Source organism: Microbacterium karelineae (assembly GCF_009745985.1).
Taxonomy (GTDB): domain Bacteria; phylum Actinomycetota; class Actinomycetes; order Actinomycetales; family Microbacteriaceae; genus Microbacterium; species Microbacterium karelineae.
In genome coordinates, this window is sequence record NZ_WFIX01000191.1 from 542138 (window position 1) to 560653 (window position 18516).

At 72.9% G+C, this 18516-nt stretch carries 16 protein-coding genes; 9 read left to right on the top strand and 7 right to left on the bottom strand.

Annotated elements, in window-relative coordinates; all coding sequences use genetic code 11:
• Window positions 1–2: 2 nt before the first annotated feature.
• Complete coding sequence (locus GB932_RS18885; RefSeq protein WP_156762226.1) at window positions 3–1313, top strand: DUF58 domain-containing protein; 1311 nt, start codon at window positions 3–5, stop codon at window positions 1311–1313.
• A gap of 48 nt (window positions 1314–1361) precedes the next feature.
• Window positions 1362–1796, top strand: a complete 435-nt coding sequence (locus tag GB932_RS18890) for a Fur family transcriptional regulator (RefSeq protein ID WP_156762227.1) — start codon at window positions 1362–1364, stop codon at window positions 1794–1796.
• A 99-nt stretch (window positions 1797–1895) separates the two neighbouring features.
• Here GB932_RS18890 and GB932_RS18895 read toward each other — a convergent pair whose 3' ends face one another.
• Complete coding sequence (locus GB932_RS18895; protein WP_156762228.1) at window positions 1896–2891, bottom strand: stage II sporulation protein M; 996 nt, start codon at window positions 2889–2891, stop codon at window positions 1896–1898.
• Window positions 2892–2907: 16 nt separating this feature from the next.
• Between GB932_RS18895 and GB932_RS18900 the strand changes: the two genes are divergently transcribed.
• Complete coding sequence (locus tag GB932_RS18900; protein ID WP_156762229.1) at window positions 2908–3774, top strand: RDD family protein; 867 nt, start codon at window positions 2908–2910, stop codon at window positions 3772–3774.
• A gap of 14 nt (window positions 3775–3788) precedes the next feature.
• Here the strand turns inward: GB932_RS18900 and GB932_RS18905 are convergent, their stop codons facing one another.
• Window positions 3789–3995, bottom strand: a complete 207-nt coding sequence (locus GB932_RS18905) for a DUF3499 family protein (protein WP_156762230.1) — start codon at window positions 3993–3995, stop codon at window positions 3789–3791.
• 23 nt (window positions 3996–4018) lie between these two features.
• Here GB932_RS18905 and GB932_RS18910 point away from each other — a divergent pair, with 23 nt between their 5' ends.
• Complete coding sequence (locus GB932_RS18910) at window positions 4019–4483, top strand: hypothetical protein (protein ID WP_231916309.1); 465 nt, start codon at window positions 4019–4021, stop codon at window positions 4481–4483.
• A 27-nt stretch (window positions 4484–4510) separates the two neighbouring features.
• On the opposite strand, the gene GB932_RS18915 is transcribed toward GB932_RS18910, so the two are convergent.
• The 4 genes from GB932_RS18915 to manA form a co-directional block, all read right to left on the bottom strand.
• The gene (locus tag GB932_RS18915) at window positions 4511–5908 is read right to left on the bottom strand and encodes a DUF5719 family protein (protein ID WP_156762231.1); all 1398 of its coding nucleotides are present in this window, start codon (window positions 5906–5908) and stop codon (window positions 4511–4513) included.
• On the bottom strand, window positions 5905–8712 hold the full coding sequence (locus GB932_RS18920; protein ID WP_156762232.1) for a glycosyltransferase family 2 protein: 2808 nt from the start codon (window positions 8710–8712) through the stop codon (window positions 5905–5907). The genes GB932_RS18915 and GB932_RS18920 overlap by 4 nt, the downstream gene beginning before the upstream one ends.
• Window positions 8713–8779: 67 nt before the next feature.
• Window positions 8780–9115, bottom strand: a complete 336-nt coding sequence (locus GB932_RS18925) for a WhiB family transcriptional regulator (protein WP_156762233.1) — start codon at window positions 9113–9115, stop codon at window positions 8780–8782.
• Window positions 9116–9264: 149 nt separating this feature from the next.
• A complete protein-coding gene (gene manA, locus GB932_RS18930; RefSeq protein WP_156762234.1) occupies window positions 9265–10416 on the bottom strand; it encodes a mannose-6-phosphate isomerase, class I in 1152 nt (383 codons plus the stop codon).
• Between the two features lie 62 nt (window positions 10417–10478).
• Between manA and GB932_RS18935 the strand changes: the two genes are divergently transcribed.
• The 5 genes from GB932_RS18935 (at window position 10479) to GB932_RS19300 (ending at window position 16749) form a co-directional block, all read left to right on the top strand.
• On the top strand, window positions 10479–11954 hold the full coding sequence (locus GB932_RS18935; protein ID WP_197517568.1) for an O-antigen ligase family protein: 1476 nt from the start codon (window positions 10479–10481) through the stop codon (window positions 11952–11954).
• Between the two features lie 10 nt (window positions 11955–11964).
• Window positions 11965–13311 (top strand): O-antigen ligase family protein, encoded by a 1347-nt coding sequence (locus GB932_RS18940; RefSeq protein ID WP_231916310.1) that lies wholly within the window; start codon window positions 11965–11967, stop codon window positions 13309–13311.
• Between the two features lie 66 nt (window positions 13312–13377).
• Window positions 13378–15288 (top strand): glycosyltransferase, encoded by a 1911-nt coding sequence (locus tag GB932_RS18945; protein WP_156762236.1) that lies wholly within the window; start codon window positions 13378–13380, stop codon window positions 15286–15288.
• The gene (locus GB932_RS18950) at window positions 15285–16283 is read left to right on the top strand and encodes a glycosyltransferase family 2 protein (protein WP_156762237.1); all 999 of its coding nucleotides are present in this window, start codon (window positions 15285–15287) and stop codon (window positions 16281–16283) included. The genes GB932_RS18945 and GB932_RS18950 overlap by 4 nt, the downstream gene beginning before the upstream one ends.
• Before the next feature lie 7 nt (window positions 16284–16290).
• Window positions 16291–16749 carry a DapH/DapD/GlmU-related protein gene (locus GB932_RS19300; protein WP_231916311.1) on the top strand — a complete coding sequence of 153 codons (459 nt, stop codon included), beginning with the start codon at window positions 16291–16293 and terminating at the stop codon, window positions 16747–16749.
• Between the two features lie 13 nt (window positions 16750–16762).
• Here the strand turns inward: GB932_RS19300 and GB932_RS18960 are convergent, their stop codons facing one another.
• A complete protein-coding gene (locus tag GB932_RS18960; protein WP_156762239.1) occupies window positions 16763–18361 on the bottom strand; it encodes an HNH endonuclease signature motif containing protein in 1599 nt (532 codons plus the stop codon).
• Window positions 18362–18516: the final 155 nt, after the last annotated feature.

An 18516-nucleotide genomic window follows, 5' to 3' on the forward strand; every position in this document is an offset into this window, starting at 1 on the left:
GCGTGTTCCTCTCCGGCCGCTTCCCGCTCCTCGTCGCCACGGGCGTCGTGCCGCTCGTGCTGCTCACCGCCGTCGGCGCGGACCCGTGGCTCGTGCTGGGCGGGTGGATCCTGCTCGCCGCGATCCTCGGCGCGATCGACGTGCTCGCCGCGCCGGCCCCGGGCGCGCTGCGCGTGTCGCGCGATGTCCCGGCGCGCGCGAAGCTCGGCGACGACGTACGCACCCGGGTGCAGCTGATCAATACGGGCGCGCGCACGATCCGGGCGCGCGTGCGCGACGCCTGGCAGCCCACGGCGGGGGCGACTGGTGGGCGGACGCGCGTCGTGATCCCCGCGCGCGAGTCGCGCACGATCGATGTGCCGCTCCTCCCACGGCGGCGCGGCGAGCTGCGCAGCGAGTTCGTCGCCGTGCGGATCCTCGGGCCGCTCGGCTTCGCGGGTCGACAGGCGAGTCTCGACGCTCCCGGGGCGATCCGGATCCTCCCGCCGTTCCGCGCCCGCCGCCACCTCGCGAGCCGCGTGCAGCGTCTGCGCGAGCTCGACGGGTCCACGTCGCTGCAGGTGCGCGGTCAGGGCACGGAGTTCGACTCGCTGCGGGAGTACGTGCGCGGTGACGATGTGCGCTCGATCGACTGGCGTGCGACGGCCCGCGCGACGACGACGATGCTGCGCACGTGGCGCCCCGAGCGCGACCGCCATGTGACGATCATCCTCGACACGGGGCGCACGGCGGCGGCCCGCGTGGGCGACGAGACGCGCCTCGACGCGACCTTCGAGGCGGCGCTGCTGCTCGCGGCGCTCGCGAACAAAGCGGGCGACCACGTGCACGTGCTCGCCTTCGATCGCTTCGTCCGGGCGCGCGTGACGGGCGTCGACGGACCGCGGCTGCTGCCCGAGATCACCGACGCGCTCGCGCCCGTCGAGGCGCAGCTCATCGACACCGACTGGGATCACGCGCTGCACGAGGCGGGGCGCCTCGCGCGGCGGCCGAGCCTCGTCGTGATCCTCACGGCGCAGGAGTCGCTGTCGAGTTCGCGCGACTTCCTCACCCGTCTGCAGGCGCTCCCGGGCGGATCCACGACGGTCCTCGTCGGCACCGTCACCGACGCGGCCCTCACGGACGCGGCGCGCGGCGGCGGATCCGTCACCGACCTCTATCGTGCGGCGGCCGCCGAGGCGACGGGTCGCGACGCCGAGCTCGTCGCCCGCGCCATGTCACGCGCCGGTGCCGAGGCCCTCGCCGATACGCCGGAGAAGCTCCCACCCCGCATCGCCGACCGCTACCTCGCGCTGAAGAAGGCCGGGCGGCTGTAGGGCCGGGCCACAGAACCGAATCATTCAGAACAAGCTAGGATCGTGGGGATGACCATCCCCGCGACGCGAGAGCCGGCCGCCCCGGACATGCTCCGCCGCGCCGGCCTCCGCGTGACGGCCCAGCGCACGGCGGTGCTCGACGCGCTCTCGGGGATGCCGCACGCCGCCGTCGACGAGCTCCACGAGCGGGTGCAGGACCGGATCCCGGGCATCGCGCTGCAGACGGTCCACGGCATCGTGAACGACCTCACGGCGGCGGGCATCGCGCAGCGGGTGAGCCTCCCGGGCGCGGCGAGCGCGCTCTACGAGCTCGCGCGCGGCGACAACCACCACCACGTGCAGTGCGTGGTGTGCGGACGGGTCGAAGACGTCGAGTGCGTCGTCGGCGAGGCCCCGTGCCTCCATCCGAGCCACACCCACGACATGCGCATCCTCGAGGCGACCATCACCTTCCGCGGCATCTGCGCCGGCTGCAAGAGCTGAGCCGCGTTCTGAGGCGAGGCGAACTCGTCGAGGAAACGCATTCCGCGCCCGCATCCGCCTCGTCTCGGCGAATCCGCCTCATCTCGGAACCGACGCGCCTCAGCCGGCGACGAGGCGCTCGGTGCCGGCCTCGTACTCCGTGAGGTCGCCGGTCTCGCCGGCGGCGACCGCGCGGCGGCCGACGAACAGCATGTAGAAGACGAAGACGCCGAGCGCGAGCGCGCCGATGCCGATCTTGACCGCGTGCGGCCAGTCCTGGCGCGTGATGTAGCCCTCGACGAGGCCGGAGAGGCCCAGGAACACCACGAGGCCGATGACGACGGTCGCGAGAGCCCGCCCCTCGGTCGCGAGGGCGGATCCGCGCGAACGCGCGCCGGGAGCGATCCAGGCCCAGAAGATCCGCAGCCCCGCGGCGCCGGCGACGAAGATGCACGTCATCTCGAGCTGGCCGTGCGGGAGGATGTACAGCAGGAAGTCGTCGCCGTGGCCGAACCAGCCCATCACGGCCGCGGACGTCCCGAGGCCGACCGCGTTCTGCATGATCACGTAGACCGGCCAGATGCCGGTGATTCCGAACATGATGCACTGCGCCGCGATCCACGCATTGTTCGTCCACACCATGCCCGCGAAGACGCCCTCCGCGTGCTCGCTGTAGTAGGCGACGAAGTCCTCTTCGGCGTACTTCTCGAGCTGCGCCTCGTCACCGAGGGCCGCCATATACGCGGGATCCTGCTGCACCCACCATCCGACGAGCGCCGTGATGCCGACGAACGCGAGCGCGACGACGAGCACGTCCCAGCGGATCCGGTACAGCGCCGCGGGCAGCTGGCGCGCGAAGAAGCGCGGAATCTGACGCATCACGTTCTCGGGGGCGCCCGTCAGCTTGAGCCGCGCACGGGCGAGGATGTTCGACACGTAGTCGCCGGCCGGGGTGCGCCCGACCGAGGTCTTGATGTCGGCCAGGTCGGCCGACGCCGCGCGGTACAGGTGCACGAACTCGTCGGTCTCCGGCCCCGTGAGGCGGCGACGGCGCGCGAGTTCGTCGAGGCGGTCCCACTCCGGGCGGCGCTCATCGATCATCGCGTCGAGGTTCACCTGATTAACTGTACGCATGTCCACGTCCGCTCTCACGGGCCCCAGGGGACCCCGCGCGCTCGTCGCGGACGACGAGGTCCTCACGGGCGAGGCCGTCGCCCTCGACCTGCAGCCGATCGGCCTCGGCATGCGCGTGCTCGGCGGCTTCATCGACGCCGTGCTCGCCTGGGCGATCTACCTCGTCGTGCTGCTGTGGGGCGTCGCCTCGCTCATCGATGCCGGGATCCTCGGGCCGGGCACCTTCCAGATCTTCGCGATCGTCCTCCTCATCGTGAGCTTCGCGGTCGTCCCGATCACGGTCGAGACCCTCACCCGCGGCCGCAGCCTCGGCAAGCTCGCCGCGGGAGGGCGCATCGTGCGCACCGACGGCGGCGCGATCGGCTTCCGCCACGCGTTCATCCGCGGCATCGTCGGCGTGCTCGAGGTGTACATGACCGTCGGCGGCATCGCCCTGCTCGTCGGCGTCTTCACGCCGCGCGCGCAGCGCCTCGGCGACCTCGTGGCGGGCACATACAGCGAGCGCGCCCGGCGCCCCCCGCTGCCGCCGCCCGCTCCCGGAATCCCCGAGCCCCTCACAGGATGGGCCGAGATCGCCGACGTCGCGCGGCTGCCCGACCGACTCGACGCGCAGGTCACGCGGTTCGCGGCGGGCGCGGCGCGCATGAACCCCGCGGTGCGCGCCCGGATCTCGGCCGAGCTCGCGAACGACGTGCGCCCGTTCGTCTCCCCTGTGCCCGATGTGCCGCCCGAGCTGCTCCTCGCGGGCGTCGCCGCCGTGCGCCGCGAGCGCGACCGCGCGACCCTCCGCACCGAGCGCGAGCGCGCGGCGATCCTCGGCGGCGAGGATCCCATGACGGGCGCGCCGCTCGACGCCGCGCGCTGACGGGCGCGCCGCGCTCAGCCGCGGAACGCCTCGTGGCGCAGGACGACCCAGCCCTGCGGCACGGACAGCCGGTCGGTGTGCTGCGCGCAGAGGTCGTGGGCGTGCGGATCATCGCCCGCGCCGAGCGGCCCGAGCGCGGCCATGCGCCCCTCGTAGTCGAAGGTCAGCGTCGACACCGCCTCACGGCGGCAGCTGACCTTCGAGCAGATTCGTTCACCCACACACGAGAGCATATGCTGGCGGCATGAGATGGTTCGATCGTGCGCGCCGCGATCGCCAGGATCCACAGGTTCCCGCCCCGCGTGCCGCCAGACATGGAAGGCACGGCCGCGTCGGCCGAAGCCTCGTCACCAAGCCGCCGCTCCCCTCGGTCGGCTCGCGGTTCGACCGCTTCGACGTCGCCGTGACGTCGACGGCCGACTTCCTCCGCGCGACGTGGCCCGAGCTGCAGGGGGTGCGCTTCGAGGTCGGCAGCATGCCGATCCACGAGTCGGACGGCGAGGTGCCGCGCTGGTCGATCGACCGCGAACGCGCGCTCATCGTCATCTACCGCGTCGCGGTCGAGCGCCTCTCGAAGGCGCACGGCGTGCCGATGCACCGCGCCGACGCGTTCCACCGGCGCGTGCTCATCGAGGGCGCCGTCTTCCGCGCCGCGGGCGAGTACCTCGGCAAGGATCCCTGGGATCTCGGGGCGGATCCCTTCCACTGACGCGCGGTGAGCGTCACGCGGCGCGCGTCACGGCGCGACGGTGATCGCCTCGGGCTCGGCGGGGTCCGGCTCGAGGGGGAACGACGCGATCGCGCCGTCCGCGGCGACACCGGCGGATCCCGCGACCCGGCCGCTCACGACCGTCACGCGGTAGGTCTGTGCGTCGTCGACGACGTGGGTCGTCGAGCGCCCGGGCCCGATCTCGATCGACTGCGCGTCGCCGCCCGACACCGGTTCGACCGCGACCTCGGCCGGATCGTCGCCGAGGTTCGCGAAGCTCAGCGCGAAGGCGCCGTCGGGGCCCGCCGGCACGCTCGCGAGGCTCTCCGCCGTGAGCGGCTCTCCCGGCGCGAACCAGGCGTAGTCGTCGCCGGCGACCTGGCGCACGGCCGCGACGAACGGCGTGTCGCCCGACAGGCGCACGGCGTAGCTGCCGGGTTCGAGCGCGTCGAAGCCGACGCTCACCGGCACATCGGGCGACAGCTGCGCCGTCTGCTCGACCACCCGCTCGCCCGTCGCCTCGTCGACGATCGCGACGTCGACGGATCCCTCGACGCCCGCCGTGCCGAGCAGGCGCAGCTGCGTCGGGTCGTCGTCCGATTCCGCCGCGGATCCCGTCACGAGCACGCGCGGGATCACCGCGTCGGTCGCCGGGATCGTGCCGGGCTGCAGGTCGACGCCGCGCGGATCGAGGGTGACGACGCGGCTCGACTGCAGGGTCGTCCGCACGGGCGCGCCCTCGGCGGTCACGCGGATGACGGGGCTCTGCTCCTCGCCCGCGATGCTCGCCACGGGGATCGCGCGCTGCGAGCGCGGCGGGAGGGCGATCTCGCCGTTGGACGGCGTGCGGTGCCCGTCGACGCCGTACACCGACACCGACACGGTCGCCGCGACGTCGGAGGGGTTCGCGATCGTGAGGATGTCGGTGGTGCCGGTCGCGACCGTCGCCCCCGCGATCCACGATTCGGGGCTCGCGGATCGGCAGGCCGACGCGACGAAGCCACGCATATCGGTCTCGTCCGCCGCGGCGGATCCGGCGGCCGCGATCGAGACCGCGTCGCCGCCCTCGGGGAGCTGCGAGACGACGAGCGAGGAGGCGACCCCCGGCAGCTCGACGGCGGCTTCCGATGCGGGCTCCTCGTCGAGCGAGCTGCGCATCGTGAACGACAGATCGGTCGCCGCGTCGAGCCCGGAGGCGTCGCTCGCGTTGCGCCCGAGCGCGAGGAGCGGGCCGTCGCACGCGAGCACGGTCTCCGCCGCGACGGGCGTGACGTCGACGCGGGGCGCCACGGGCGCTCTGTCCGACGGGCCGGTCGCGCCGATGAGCGGCCACGGCTGCACGGCGGCGCCGACGGCGGCCGCGGCGAGGAGGATGCCTGCGGCGGATCCGGCGATGCGGCGCGTCAGCCTGCGGCGGTCGGTCATGCGGTCTCCTCCCCCTGCGGCCCGATCCGGCGCGACACGAGCCGCGCCTCGTCGCGCGTGCGCCGCGTCGGGATCGCGAGGAGCAGCGCCGCCACGAGGATCACGGCCTGGCCGGTCGTGACGAGCCACGCGGTGGTCGCCTCCGCGCCGCTCGGCTGCGCGCGCTCCGCTGGCGCCTGGTCGAGGCGCCACAGCACGCCGCGCGGCGTCTCGCCGACGCGCACGAATCCGCTGCGCTGGTCCATCGACGCCTGCGCCGTGAGCGCCATGATCCGCTGGCTCGCGTTCGGATCCGCGCCGTCCTGTCGCAGCAGCACGAACGACAGGCCCGATTCGGCGAGCGGCTCCGTCACCGAGACGGCGCTGCCCGAGATGATGTCCCCCGCGACCTCTGCGAGGCGCTCGTCGGCCTCGGTCGGCTCCGCAGCCGAACGCGCGAACGTCGACGCGCCGGAGAGCGTCTCACTCGCGCCCCAGACGACGTCGGTCGCGACGGATCCGTCGGCGAGCGGCGTGAGGACGAGGGTTCCGATCGGGAGGTCGTCGCGGGCCTCGGCCGTCACATACGCGGGGAGCGTCGTCGCGTCGCCCGCGTGCAGCGGGGTCGCGCCGCGGTGCAGCGCCGTCACCTGCGGGGCGACGGCCACGACGACGCACGCGATGGCGACGAGGGAGGCGATCCCCGCCCAGCGGCGCCGGGAGGAGAGCGCCTCGAGCGCGACGGCCGCGGCGAGGACCACGCCCATCCATGCGAGGCTCAGGGCGCTCCCCGGCCACACGGGCACGAACGCGCCTCCCGCGGCCACGAGCTGAGACTGCGCCGCCAGGAGCGCCGTCGCCACGCCGAGCGGCACGGCGGCGAGCGCGAACACGGCGACGCCCCCGCGGCGCACCGCCGGGGCGGCGAGCGCGAGCAGCGCGGCGGGCGCGAGGAGCAGCGGGACCCACCAGGTCGCGGTCGGCGCCTCGGCGGACCCGATCCCGAACTCGGCGAGGGCTCGCGCCCACGCGGCGACGCCGTCGACGAAGCCCGCGGCGAGGGCTCCCCGGTCGGCCACGGCGAACGGCACGGTCGCGCCCGGATCCGCGAACAGCGCCCAGCCGGTCCCGCGCGACAGCTGCTGCGACGCGAGCGGCGCGAACATCGCGATCGAGGGCACGAGCAGCCACACGACGCGGACGATCCCGCGGCGGGCGCACGCCGCGGCGACGACGATCCCCGCGAGCCACAGCGCAACGGCCGCGGGCGCGAGCGAGGGGGCGCACGCGAGCACGCCCGCGAGGAGCAGCGAGGCGGCACCCGCCGTCGTCCACGAGCGATGCGCGGCGGCCGCGGAGAAGACGAGCCACGGGAGCAGGATGTGTGCGAGCACGGCCGCCGGGCGCCCCTGCATGAGGGCGTCCCAGAACGGCGGCGCCGCGCCCCACATCAGGGCGAGGCCGATGCGGGCGGCGCCCGAGTCGGCGACCCTGGTGGCCGCGAACCACCCGCCCGCCACGGCGAGCGGCAGCGCCAGGAGCCACAGCAGGACGAGGGCGTACGAGGGCGCCGCGGGCCAGACGGTGCCCAGCAGGGCGAGGACGGCCGAGAACGGATCGGCCGCGCCGACGTCGGCGACGCCTTCGGGGCGGAGGCCGTACAGCGCGTCGGACCAGAGGCCCGACACCGTGCGGCGCAGCGGCAGGAGGGCTCCTCCGGCCATGGCGGGCCAGGTGAGCAGCGCCACGAACGCGGCTACGCTCGCGACGAGCGCGCCGAGCACGGTCCATGCGCCGCCGCCCGAGAAGAAGCGCAGGGGCGAGCGCACGGCCACCGCCGAATCGTCGGCTGCCTGCTGGTGCTCGCGCAGCTCGCCGCGGGTCAGCCGGAGAGGATCCACCTGCCGCCAGGGGCCGGTGCGGAACCGGCGCAGGCGTCCCCGCGAGCGGGCGATCGACGCGAGGCGCACCATGACCGTCGCGGCGGCCATCCACTCGGGCGCGACGCGCCCCGGCCGCTTGGCGAGGAGGGAGATCGCGGTCGCCCAGAGGGCGAGAGGCAGCAGCAGCAGCCACTGCACCGGAAGGGCGACGAGGGGCGCGTAGGCGAGGCGGCGGTGCAGGCGTGCCACGCGCGCGGTGTAGGCGCGGGTGAGGGCGTGCTGCCGCGACGGCCACACGGCGACCCGTGCCTCGGGCGCGAGCGCGACGCGCCGTCCGCCGAGCCGCGCGCGCACGCCCATGTCGAGGCCCTCGTCGGCGCCGAGGAGCGCGCGGTCGGGGACGAGGTCGTGCAGCACGTCGGCGCGCACGAGCATCCCGCGGATGTCCGCGCCGAGCACGTCGTCGGCGGCGTCGTGCTGGCCCTGGTCGTACTCGCCGCGCGCGAGCTCGATCGAGCGCCCGGACCGAGTCATCGTCACGCCGAAGGATTCGATGCGGCGGCGGTCCCCAGCGCGCACGAGCTTGGGTGCCGCGAGCGCGACCGAGGGCTGCCGCTCGAGGGCGGCGAGCAGCCGCGCGAGGGCATCGGGCTCCGGCGCCGAGTCGTCGTCGAGCAGCCACGCGGCCCTGCCGTCCGGCACGCGATCGAGCGCGAGCTCGACGGCGCCGGCGAACGGGATCCGCTCCGGCGCCTGCACCGCGACGTCCACGCGCGACGCGTCGACCGCGTCGCGCAGGGGCGACGGGTCGCCGCAGACGACGACCGAGACGCCCGCGATGGGCACGGTCTGCGAGCGCAGCGCGGCGAGCGCGCGCTCGAATCGCGACGCGGCAGCGGGGGTCGACCGCGCGACGAGGACGACGTGAACTGGGGCGGGCATGACCCGGCAAGCCTACGGCGGGCCGCTCGCGGACCCGATCACAGACACGCCCGCGTGGGGGCGGAACTCAGGAAGCGCGCTGCTCCTGCTGCGCGCGCTTGAGACGGCGGCGCTCGCGCTCGCTCAGACCGCCCCAGATGCCGAAGCGCTCATCGTTCTGCAGCGCATACTCGAGGCACTTGTCGCGCACCTCGCACGACTCGCAGATGCGCTTGGCGTCGCGCGTCGATCCGCCCTTCTCGGGGAAGAACGCCTCGGGATCCGTCTGCGCGCAGAGCGCCTCGCTCTGCCAGGAGAGCGCGCCGTCGTCCTCCGCGGGAGGCTGAGCACCGGGGACGCCGAGCTCGACGGGGTCGACGAACCAGTCCGATGGTGCCTCGGAACGATAAAACGGTGCGGTCATGGTGCTCTCCCCCTTGGTCAGTCCCTGGTGCTGGGTACCTTCCCTGGGTAATTACACCCGTGTGATTCGCGAATTTCAAGTCGTAGATCGTAGAGCGGTTCATCCGCACATTGAAGGTTTGACGGATATCGGCGTGTCACGCCGGCGTGTCACGCCCCCGGCTGCGCGACGAAGACCTCGCCCGACCCCGTCACCGTCAGGCGCTCCTCATCGCCCGAGACGAACGCGGCGCGCCCGGGAGCGAGCCGCTCGCTCCGCCCGCCGGCCTCGACCGTCACCTCGCCCGCGACGCAGAGGGCGATCGTCGGGCCCGAGGGGGCGAGGTCGACGACGTCGTCGCGGTCGAGCTCGGCGCGCAGCAGACGGAAGTCCGGGATGTCGACAGGGAACTCCTCGAGGCCGCCGCGCCCTTCCGACGCCGCGACCGGCAGCACCACCGGCACGGGGCCCGATCGGCGCTCGAGCACGCGCATCAGCTCGCCGACGTCGATGTGCTTCGGCGTGAGGCCCCCGCGCATCACGTTGTCGCTCGCGGCCATGATCTCGATGCCGAGCCCCGACTGGTAGGCGTGGAGCTGTCCCGCGCGGAGGAACAGCGCCTCCCCGCGGCCGAGCGTGACGAGGTTCATGAGCAGCCCGACGATGACGCCCGGATCCCCGGGGAACTCGGCGGCGTTGCTCCGCGCGTTCGCGAGGTCGGCCGCGAAGCGGGTCGAGCGCGCGTCGGCGAGCGCCGCGATGACGCCGTCGACGAGATCCTGCGCATCGCCCGAGAGCAGCCAGCCGACCGCGTCGGCGAGCGTGTCGTCGTCGCGGATCCGCTCGCGCAGCGGCGCGGCGGCCGCGCCGATCTCGTCGAGCAGCTCGCGCGTCGCGGCGACGTCGCGCAGGCCGCACAGCGCGACGAAGCGGTCGCTCAGCGCGACGATCATCTCGGGCTTGTGGTTGTCGTCGGCGTAGTTGCGGGGCGCATCGTCGGCGAGATCGCGCTCGGCCGCGAAGCCCTCCTCGGCCTGCGCCTTCGTCGGGTGCGCCTGGATCGACAGCGATCGCGACGCCGCGAGGATCTTCAGCAGGTACGGCAGGCGGCCGGACGCGCCCACCTCGACGCCCTCGTCGCGGATCCACTCGTCGAGCGTGCGCCCCGTGCCGTCCTCGACGTCCGCCGGGTCGGACGGGTGGTCGCCGAACCACACCTCGGCCTCGGGGCCGCTCGCCTCGTCGCGACCCTCGAGGGAGGCGATCAGCGAGCGCGAACCCCAGTCGAACGTGCGGGGGGCGTTGGTGAGGCGTGCCAGCATGCTGCCAGCTTATGGGGTCCGGGCACAGCGCCCCGCACCCGACTCCCCGTAGTCTGAGACCCATGGCGCAGCACTCCCGCTTCCCCGTCGCGCCGCCGCATCGCGCCCCCGAGCGCGAGGCCACGTCGCACCTCGCGCTGCGCGCGTACGCGACGTTCTCGATGTTCTCCGCGCTCGCCTATTCGTGGTGGTACAACCTCCTCGGCGAGATCGGCGCCCTGGTGCTCCTCGGCATACTGCTCGTCGCGACGCTCGCCATCTGGATCCCGAGCCTCTCCCGGCGGCGCGGCGCACAGGCCTATGCCTGGCGCCGGCTGCCGTGGATCGCGCTCGGCTACGTCGGGCTCGCCCTCGCGTCGGCGATCTGGTCGCAGTGGCCCGTCGCGACCCTGCTCACGTGGGTCGCCCTCGCGGGCGTGACCCTGCAGGGCCTGTTCCTCGCCGACATGCTCACCTGGGGCGAGATCGTGCGCGCGCTCGAGGTCGCGCTGCGCTGGATCGTCGGCGGCTCGCTCGCCTTCGAGGCCTGGGTGGCCCTCGCCATCGGGCACCCGATCCTCCCGAACTTCTTCCGCGTCTCGGGTGACCCCGATCCGCACTGGTACTGGGTGCGCGGCAACCTCTTCGACGCCTGGCTCGTCGGCGACCGCGTGCAGGGCATCGTCGGAAACTCGAACCTGCTCGGGATGCTCTGCGTCGTCGCCCTCATCGTCTTCGCCGTGCGCCTGCGCGTGTCGATCATCGACCGCCTCTCGGCCGAGGTCGTCACCTCCCGCGTCGTGTGGATCGTCCTCGCCGCGTGGCTGCTCGTGCGGGCCGGATCCGCCACGAGCGCCGTGTCGGGCGCCGCCGCCGTCGCCGTGCTCGCGGCGGCGCTCGCCATGCGCCGCCAGCGGACGCCGGGCGGGCGCACGCGCGTGTACGCGGCCCTCACGGCCATCGCCGCCGCGGGCGCGGCGATCTGCTGGCTGGGATACGACCGGATCGTCGGGCTCCTCGGGCGCGACGGCGGCCTCACGGGTCGCGCCGACATCTGGTCGGCCGTCATCGAGAGGGCGCTCACCCACCCCGTCGCGGGGAACGGCTTCTCGTCGCCGTGGGTGCCGTGGGACCCCGCCTTCGACGGCTGGATCGTCGACCACGACATCACGGTGTTCCAGGCGCACAGCATGTGGCTCGACGCGTTCCTCCAGCTCGGCGTCCTCGGCGTCGTGCTCATCGCGGGCGTGTTCGGATCCGCCGTCTGGCGCGCGTGGTTCATCGCCGTCGACCGCCCCCGCTGGGACGCGCACGACGACCGCGCCTACTCGCCCCTCACGCTCGTCCCCCTCCTCGTCATGTGGGCGCTGCTCGCGCAGGGCCTGGCGGAATCGAACCCGATCATGCTGTGGGGCTGGATGCTGATGGTGATGTTCGTCAGCAGGATCAAGGTGACCCCCGAGCTCACGCACCCCGACCGCGATGCCGAGATCGGCACGCGGGCGCCTCGGCGCGGCGTGCATCGCACGGCCGACCCTGCCGTGCGCGCCGAGAGCTGAGGCGCGCCGCATGACATCGATGCGCCGCGCGGCGGCCGACGCGATCGCCGACAACCTCCGGTCGGCGGCGTTCGCCCGCGCCTACACCCTCACGGCCCTCACCGCGGCGTTCCTGACGACGGCCGTGCACAACGTGAACGGGATCGTCACGCTCGCCGCGATCGTCGCAGGGCTCGCCGCGGTCGGGACCGCGATCCTGTTCGTCCGGCGCGACGAGCTCTCGCTGATCGGCTTCGCCCCCACGAGCCTCGCGCTGCTCATCGTGTGGGCGCTCGCGAGCGTCGCGTGGAGCCTCGACGGCGCGCAGGCCCGCACGATCGCGGCCTGGCTCTCGCTCGCCGGCTGGGCGGTCGTGGCGATCACGATCGCCCATGTGCGCGACACGCTGCAGATCGCGCGCGCGATGGGCGACGTGCTCCGATGGATCCTCACCGCCTCCCTCGCGGTCGAGGTGCTGTCGGGGATCGTCTTCGACGTGCCGTTCCCGACGATCGGCGTCGAGGGGCTGATCGCCTTCGGGGGGCCCGTGCAGGGCCTGTTCGCGTCGCGCAACCTGCTCGGATTCGTCGCGGTGCTCGCCCTCATCGCCTTCGTGATCGAGTGGCGCGCGCGGGCCGTCGAACGGCATATCGCCGTCTACTCGATCGCCCTCGCGGCCCTGCTCGTCGTGCTGTCGGGCTCGCCGACGGCTCTCGTGCTCGTCGTGATGCTGCTGCTCGCGGAACTCGCCCTCGCGTTCGCGCGGCGGACACCGCGCGAGCGCCGACGCCGCGCGAACATCGTGATCGCGTCGCTCTCGACGGCGGGCTTCGTCGCCGCCCTCCTCCTGCACCGCCAGATCATCGACTTCTTCGCGGCGCGCTCGGGGTTCGCGGCGCGCGCCGATCTCTGGAGCGCCGTCATCTCGTGGGTGCGGCACCGCCCGATCAACGGGTGGGGGCTGTTCGGCACCTGGGAGGGCGAGCCGTTCCCGACGAACATCATCAACCTGTCGCTCGACGTGCCGAACGCGTCGGCGCTCGACACCTATCTCGATGTGCTCCTCCAGCTCGGCTGGGTGGGCCTGCTCCTGTTCTGCGCGTTCTGCGCGATCGCGCTCGTGCGGGCGTGGCTCGCCGCCGCGGACCGGCGCTCCGTCGTGTACGCCTGGCTGCCCCTCACGCTGGTCGCGCTCCTCGTCGAATCGGTCTTCGAGAGCTACACGTTCAGCGACCTCGGCTGGATGCTCCTCGTCCTGTGCGCCGTGCGGGCGGGGCGCGAGCGCTCGTGGCGTACGCGCATGGATCCGACGGCCCCGATCCCGCCCGCCGTCGGCGGCCCGGCCGCGCCTCAGGACCGCAGAGGATCCGCCCGGTAGGCTCATGGCGGCCTCATCGCGCCCCGCGCGCGGCCGCCGCCACCGAACACGCCGGAGCTGCCACCTATGCCGTTCGTCCTCCAGAACGTCGTCTTCCCCACCGACCGCGACCCCGACCTGCTGTCGCTGTACGTCGACGCCGACACATGGTCGACGATCGATGAGAAGCCTGTGCGGGTCACGAACGACGCCCACATCGGCGACGTGCACGGACGCGGCAGCGTGCGCGTGGGCGCGGGACGGCGCACATCGTTCGCCAGCTACTTCAACGCCTTTCCCGCGTCGTACTGGCAGCACTGGACGAGCGTGCGGTCGATCTCGCTCACGGTGCGCACCGACGGGCCGGCGACGATCCTCGTGTACCGCTCGAACGGATCCGGCGTGCAGCAGCGCCTCGACACGGCCGAGGTGACGGGCGAGGCCGAGACGAGCTTCGACATCGCGCTCACGCAGTTCTCGGACGGCGGCTGGATCTGGTTCGACATCGTCGCCGATCGCGAGCCCGTCGTCCTGGCGGGCGCCGAGTGGTCGACCGACACGGAGCCGGTGCGCACGGGCAAGGCGTCGCTCGGCATCACGACCTACAACAAGCCGGGCTACTGCACCGAGACGCTCGCGGCGCTCGCCGACAGCCCCGACGTCCTCGCGGTCGTCGACCGCATCTTCCTCGTCGATCAGGGCACCGAGCGCGTCGACGAGCAGCCCGACTTCCCGGCGCTCGCCGACGCGCTCGGCGAGCAGCTGCAGATCCTCACGCAGCCGAACCTCGGCGGATCCGGCGGCTTCGCCCGCGCGATGAGCGAGACGATGCGGCGCGAAGAGAGCGACTTCGTGCAGCTCCTCGACGACGATGTGCGCATCGAGCCCGAGTCGATCCGGCGGTCGGTCGTCTTCGCCCGCTACGCCACGAAGCCCGTCATCGTCGGCGCCCACATGTTCGACCTGCTCGACCGTCCGCGCCTGCACGCGTGGGCCGAGGTCGTCGACGAGGCGCCGTTCATGTGGCGCACGCTCTACCAGGAGCAGATGCCGCACGACTTCCGCGAGGCGAATCTGCGCCAGTCACCCATGCTGCACATGCGCATGGACGCCGACTACAACGGCTGGTGGATGTGCCTCATCCCGAAGGCCGTGATCGCGGAGGTCGGCCTGCCGATCCCCGCCTTCCTCAAGTGGGACGACGCCGAGTTCTGTCTCCGCGCGGGCGACGCCGGCTTCCCGACCGTGACGCTCCCGGGGGCGGCTCTGTGGCACGTGTCGTGGGTCGGCAAGGACGACGCGATCGACTGGCAGGCGTACTTCCACGCCCGCAACCGCATCGTCTCGGGGCTGCTGCACTCCTCCGCGCCCGCCGGCGGCACCCTCATCCGGCACAGCAGGCGCGTCGACCTGAAGCACCTGCTGATGATGCAGTACTACCCGGTGGCGCTGCGCAACCGGGCCCTGCGTGATGTGCTGTCGGGGCCGGACCACATGCGGCGCACCCTCGCGACGCGCATGCCGGAGGCGCGCGAGCTCGCGAAGCGCTTCCCGGAGACCGTCGTGCACCGTGATCCGGACGAGGTGCTGCGCTCCCGGCGGGGGCGGCAGGTGTTCGAGCTGCGCCGGCGCCACGACCTCGACAATCCGACGGGGATGCAGCTGCGGATCTTCACGGCCCGCGCCCTGCTGAGCCACTTCCTGCGGCGCCCCGCGCCCGAGAACGTCGAGATGCCGGAGGTCGAGTTCGGCAAGGAGGACGCGCACTGGTGGCGCGTGCCGGCGTTCGACTCGGCGCTCGTGAGCGCGGCCGACGGATCCGGCAAGCAGGTGTACACGCGCGATCGCGGCAAGTTCCGCGGCATGCTCCTCGACTCGATCCGTCTGCACCGCCGCCTGCAGCGCGAGTGGCCGCGCCTCGCGCGGGAGTACCGCGAGGCGCTCCCCCGGCTCGTCGCTCAGGAAGAATGGAACGCGAGCTTCGAGGCCGACGCATGACCCTCCCCTCCCAGAAAGCCGACGACGTGACGACACCCGCCTTCGACCCCGCGACCGCGACGATCGTCGTCGTCACCTACAACCGCGCGGCTCTCCTCGCCCGCCACCTCGAGTCGGTCGGCCGCATGGATCCGAAGCCGGGGCGCGTCGTCGTCATCGACAACGCGTCGACCGACGACACGGCGGACGTCGTCGAGCGCCTGCGCGAGCAGGCGGGCGCGGAGATCGTCTATCGCCGTCTCGACGAGAACACGGGCGGATCCGGCGGGTTCAGCGCCGGCATGCAGACGGCATATGAGCTGGGCGCCTCGTGGATCTGGCTCATGGACGACGACGTCGAGGTTCTCCCCGACGGCCTCGCCCGCATGGGCCGGTGGACGCCGCGCTTCCGCCACATCCAGGGGCGCCGCTACGACTACGACGGATCCGAGTTCTACTGGCAGTACCGTGTGTCGACCTCGCTCGGCATCCCGATCCCCTTCGCCCCGGCGGGCTTCGACGACTCGGGCTACCGCGAGATGAACTCGGGCTGCTTCGAGGGCATGTTCATCCACCGCGACCTCGTCGCGCAGCTCGGCCTGCCGGATCCGCGGTTCTTCATCTACTGGGACGACACGGTGTACGGCTACCTGGCGTCGCTGCGCACGCCGTGTGTGATCGTCGACGAGTTCGTGCTGCAGCGCACGCGCGAGATCAAGCAGTGGGACATGGGCACCCGGCACCTCAACGCGTCGAGCGACATGTACCGCTACTACATCATGCGCAATCGCGGCATCATGGCGCACTACTACGCGGCGCACGGCGACTACCGTCCCGTCCTGTTCGCGATCGGGACGGCGGCGACGTTCGCGAAGGAGCTGATCCGGCTGGCGTTCGTCGAGCGGAAGATCACGAAGAAGGGCTGGGGAAACCTCTGGCGCGGCATGCGCGATGGGCTCGCGATCGCACGCGACCGCGACTTCGAGATCATGCCGCCTCTGGCGCCCGTGGAGTGACGCCGCGATGGTGCTGACGACGGGCGAGGACGCCCGCATCCACAAGCAGGTGCAGTTCCTCCACAACGACTCCACCGAGATCCGCATCGGCGATCGGCCGAACTTCTATCGCGGGACCGAGATCATGGCGCCCGTGACGATCGGCGATGACGTGTTCATCAACCGCGACGCGTACATCCGGCCGCAGACGACGATCGGCGACCGGGTCAACATCGGCCCCTTCGTGCGGATCGTGACCGATACGCACGACATCGGGCCGCACGAGAAGCGGGCGGGCGCGGTGCGCCACGACCCGATCTCGATCGGCGACGGATCCTGGATCGGCGCGTCGTCGACGATCCTCGGCGGCGTCACGATCGGCGCGGGATCCATCGTCGCGGCCGGCTCGATCGTCACGGAGGACGTGCCGGACGACGTCGTCGTCGCGGGCGTCCCCGCCCGAATCGTGAAGCGCCTCGGGGCGTAGGGGCAGCGGCCGCTCAGCCGAGTACGTCTTCGCCCCAGTCGGGGATGTCGACTTCGCCGTTCGCGAGGGCCTGGGCGAACGCGTGCTCCCGCGCCTCGTGCTCGGCCTCGATCCGGTCCAGCGCCCGCGCGATGCTCGCCCGCTCGATCTCCCGCCGCTCGCGTGCCCGCTCCTCACATCGCGCCTCCTCGGCCTCGCGCCGCTCCTCCCGCGCCTCGTCCTCCGCGGCTTCCGGGGTCTCCTGGAAGAACACCCGGGACACCGGCTCGTCGGTATAGACCATCCCGGCAGGGCTCGTCCACTCGATCACCCCGCCCCCGACCTGCCGCAGCCGCCACCCGGAGTGATGCTTCATCATGTGGTGTGGCTCACACAGCGCGGCCAGGTTCTCGATCGTGGTCGGCCCGCCGCGGGCATACTCCCGCGAGTGATCCAGGTCGGCCTTCCGCGCCGGGGTCGTGCATCCCGGGAACCGGCAGGTCATATCTCGCCCGATCAACGCCCGCCGCTGCGCCTCCGAGGGTCGATACCGGTCGACCGCGACGATCTCGCCCGTCTCGGGTCTCACGAACAGCCTCTCCCACCCGGCCGCGCTCCCGGCGACGATGCGGGCCGTGTCGGGCGAGACGAGCCCGCCGTCATCGGCCCAGGCCGTTCCCTCGTCCGGGTCGAGGATCTGCGTGACCGGGATCGTCACCTGCACCGTTGCCGCGATCCCCGTCAGGGTCGCCCCGGTGCCGGAGGCGTGCAGCTCGTGCCCGGTCGGCTCCGCGGACAGCAGGACATCGGCGATCAGGTCGGCCCGCAGCTGATCCATCGTCCGCCTGTCACTCGCCGCGACGGCGACCGGGTCGGTGCCGTCGAGTGTGCCGGTCACCGGGGCGGCCCATCCGTCTTCGGGCGCGAACCCGTGGTCGCGGTCGAACGCGCGGCGGGCTCGCCGCCGGTCGGTCTTGATGATCTTCGCCATCTCGGTGGCGCGGTCGTAGATGGCGCGCGCCTCGAACGTGGGCAGATACGCCCACAGCTCGCTCATCCCGTCCTCACGATCGGTCACGACGACCCGACGCTCCTCCCGCGCGGCCTGGTGCCGTTCCCGCAGGGATGTCGGGGCGAGGACCGCGGCCTGCTTCTGCGTGATCTTCTCCAGCTCCCGCGGTGTCCGGGTCTCGGCGAACGGCACCGCCAGGGCATCCAGCGACGCCCGCGCGCCCGGGTCGAGACCCGCCCCGGTGGCGGCGATGACGTCGGCGTGCCGCTTCGAGATCCGCCCCGACTTCAGCGCTTCGTGCGTGACGGGGTAGTCGCTTGTGAGGCGTTCGGCCTGCTCGATCCGGTTCTTCGCCGCCGACGGGTGGACCCGTGTCGCGGCCGCGACCTCGGCGGCCATCGCCCGCCGCGCATACTCCGGGCCGTCCGACGCCACCGACCGCCGGCCCTCCGCGTCCGCGATCTCCGCGAGCTGGGCCAGCAGCTCGGCCTTCTCACCCTCGGCCCGCGCGATCGTCCGGTCCCGCTCAACGACCTGTTCGACGAGGCCGCGCACGCGCGCCTGCTCGGCCGGGGTCAGCCCCAGCCTCTCGAGCCGCGTCTCGTGCCGTTCCTCGTCCATGACCCGAGGCTACGAGGGACCACCGACAAACGAAGCGGACACGGAAGATGTCGGCTCCGCCATCCCTCACTTCCCGCTGACGTGCGCCCCCGCCACGTCCGCCCGGATCAGCGAGTACACGACGAGGTCCACGCGCCCCGCGTCCGTGAACCCCG

Excerpts from the sequence above, each read along its gene's own strand:
- GB932_RS18935 (WP_197517568.1), top strand. The coding sequence starts at position 10,479 with ATGGCGCAGCACTCCCGCTTCCCCGTCGCGCCGCCGCATCGCGCCCCC.
- GB932_RS18950 (WP_156762237.1), top strand. The coding sequence starts at position 15,285 with ATGACCCTCCCCTCCCAGAAAGCCGACGACGTGACGACACCCGCCTTC.
- GB932_RS18960 (WP_156762239.1), bottom strand. The coding sequence starts at position 18,361 with ATGGACGAGGAACGGCACGAGACGCGGCTCGAGAGGCTGGGGCTGACC.
- GB932_RS18910 (WP_231916309.1), top strand. The coding sequence starts at position 4,019 with ATGAGATGGTTCGATCGTGCGCGCCGCGATCGCCAGGATCCACAGGTT.
- GB932_RS18945 (WP_156762236.1), top strand. The coding sequence starts at position 13,378 with ATGCCGTTCGTCCTCCAGAACGTCGTCTTCCCCACCGACCGCGACCCC.
- GB932_RS18920 (WP_156762232.1), bottom strand. The coding sequence starts at position 8,712 with ATGCCCGCCCCAGTTCACGTCGTCCTCGTCGCGCGGTCGACCCCCGCT.
- GB932_RS18940 (WP_231916310.1), top strand. The coding sequence starts at position 11,965 with ATGACATCGATGCGCCGCGCGGCGGCCGACGCGATCGCCGACAACCTC.
- GB932_RS18915 (WP_156762231.1), bottom strand. The coding sequence starts at position 5,908 with ATGACCGACCGCCGCAGGCTGACGCGCCGCATCGCCGGATCCGCCGCA.
- GB932_RS18900 (WP_156762229.1), top strand. The coding sequence starts at position 2,908 with ATGTCCACGTCCGCTCTCACGGGCCCCAGGGGACCCCGCGCGCTCGTC.
- manA (WP_156762234.1), bottom strand. The coding sequence starts at position 10,416 with ATGCTGGCACGCCTCACCAACGCCCCCCGCACGTTCGACTGGGGTTCG.
- GB932_RS18890 (WP_156762227.1), top strand. The coding sequence starts at position 1,362 with ATGACCATCCCCGCGACGCGAGAGCCGGCCGCCCCGGACATGCTCCGC.
- GB932_RS19300 (WP_231916311.1), top strand. The coding sequence starts at position 16,291 with ATGGTGCTGACGACGGGCGAGGACGCCCGCATCCACAAGCAGGTGCAG.
- GB932_RS18925 (WP_156762233.1), bottom strand. The coding sequence starts at position 9,115 with ATGACCGCACCGTTTTATCGTTCCGAGGCACCATCGGACTGGTTCGTC.